The organism is Actinomycetospora sp. (assembly GCF_036497245.1).
Taxonomy (GTDB): domain Bacteria; phylum Actinomycetota; class Actinomycetes; order Mycobacteriales; family Pseudonocardiaceae; genus Actinomycetospora.
This window is the reverse complement of the sequence record NZ_DASXJS010000061.1, coordinates 1-1,950: the sequence shown is the minus strand read 5'-3', so window position 1 is coordinate 1,950 and position 1,950 is coordinate 1. Positions and strand designations below refer to the sequence as shown.

Genomic DNA, 1,950 nt, shown 5'->3' with positions numbered 1-1,950 from the left:
TGGTCGTCGGAACCGGTGCCGGGGTGTCCGTGGTGCGGGCCGCGGTGAGGCCCGGGATCGGGACGGTCGCCGCTCCCGCACCGAGCACGAGGACGGCGAGGCCCGCGACGATCCAGCTCCGGTACCGGCGCAGCGGGCCCGGGTCGACGTTCGGCCCGATCGGCGCGAGCGCGGTGGCGACCGGCGGGCGTGGGACGTCGTGGTTCGCGGTGCGCGTGCGCTCCAGGACCGCGGTGGCCGAGCGCCCGGAGGCGACGGTCCCGAAGCCGTCGGGCGAGGGCTCCGGACGGTGGTCGTCGAGGTCGGGGTCCTCCGCGCCGGTCGCGGTGGCGGCGGCGCCCGCACGCGCCGCCGCCGCAGCCACCGGCGCACCGCCGGTCGCCGGCCCGCTCGCCGCCTCGCGGTGCCGGGCCGCCGCGTGCTCGGCGGCCGCGAGGGCGGCGCCCTGCGCGACGACGGTGACGGGGTCCGTACCCGGGTGCACCGGGCGTCCGAGCTCCTCGGCCAGCAGCCGCGCGACCAGCGGGATCCGGGCGGACCCGCCGACGAGCACCACGTCGTCCAACGGCACCCCGGCGGCGTCGACCGTGCCGGCGAACGACTCCACGGTCGCGGCCACCAGCGGCGTGATCCGGGCTTCGAGGTCGGCGCGGGTGATCCGCACCGTCGTGTGCAGCGCACCGAGCGCCACGGAGACCAGGGCCTCGGTCTCGGCGGAGAGCTGCTCCTTCGCGGCGTGGGCCGACATGCGCAGCGCCGCCAGCCCGACCCGGGCCTCGTCGTCGGGGAGGTCCTCGAGCGCGGACTCGAGACCGTCCCCGAGCTGCTCGCGGACCAGGGCGAGCACGGCGGCGTCGATGTCGGTGCCGCCCGCGCGGTCCGGGGCGCCGGAATCGGCGAGTATCTCGTTCGCGCCCGGGCCGCGGCGCACCACGGCGGCGCGGAAGCTGCGCCCGCCGAGGTCGTAGACCCCGGCCACCGTGCCGCGCGCACCGGCGAGTGCCGCGGCACGCGACTCCGCGATCAGCGTGGCGTGGCCCAGACCGACCCGGACCAGGGCCCGGCGCAGCGTCCGTTCGCGGTGGGGACCCCATCCGGCCGGGTGCGTGACCGCGAGGGCCCGGGCCGCCCCGCCCTCCCGCGCGGCGACGCGCCGGACGGCGGCGAGGACGATCTCGGCGGCCACGTCGTCGGCCCGCCAGGGCTCGCCCCCGACGACGAGCGGGACCTCGTCGCCGAGGCGGGAGGTGACGTCCCGGACCACGCGATCGGGCTCCAGTGCGGCCCGGCGCTCGGCGTCCTCGCCGGTCCGGACCGCGCCGTCGCCACCGCGGTGTGCGGTCGCGGGCAGCGGGATCGCCCCGTCGCTGCCGAGCGGCACCGCCTCGGCCCGCCGGGCCCCGTCGCGCAGGACCGCCGCGACGACCGTCGTCCCACCCAGATCGACCCCGAGGTCGTAACCCATTGTGCTCCCCCCATCACCCTCCTGGCCGCACATCACTGTTGGTCAGTCAAGCGCAACATACTGAGCCGTTCGGAGTAATTGACGAGAAGGTTGAGGGGAACCGCCCGAGTGGGTGTCGAGGCTCGCGGTGGGTGAGGCCCGGCGCGCGACGAGTGGCACGGGGCGCCGGGGTGGTCGGATCCCCCTCCCGCTCGGGGTGCGGTCGCGGGGAGAACACCGATGGCAGGGCCCATCGGCGTCCTTAACGTTCACCTCAACGCCGGAGCTCACTGCTCCGGAGAGCCGAATTTCGCTCACCGAGGAGCCACCGCGATGCCCGTCACCGAGGCCAAGACCATCCTGGCGTTCCTGCTCGACCTGCTGCGCGACCCGAACGCCCAGGCCGCCTTCGCCGCCGACCCGCACGGCACCCTCACCGCCGCCGGCCTCGACGGGATGTGCTTCGCCGACGTCCGCGACGCCCTGCCGCTGGTCATGGACCACGC

General features: G+C 76.9%; 2 protein-coding genes. One reads left to right on the top strand and one right to left on the bottom strand.

Going from position 1 to position 1,950, the window contains the following annotated elements; genetic code table 11:
- Positions 1–1,465, bottom strand: a 1,465-nt coding sequence (locus tag VGI02_RS06695) for an Hsp70 family protein (protein WP_331626505.1), incomplete at its 3' end; no start/stop codon positions are given.
- 219 nt (positions 1,466–1,684) lie between these two features.
- Here VGI02_RS06695 and VGI02_RS29100 point away from each other — a divergent pair.
- The coding region (locus VGI02_RS29100) for an IniB N-terminal domain-containing protein (protein ID WP_414638207.1) at positions 1,685–1,950 on the top strand (266 nt) is incomplete at its 3' end.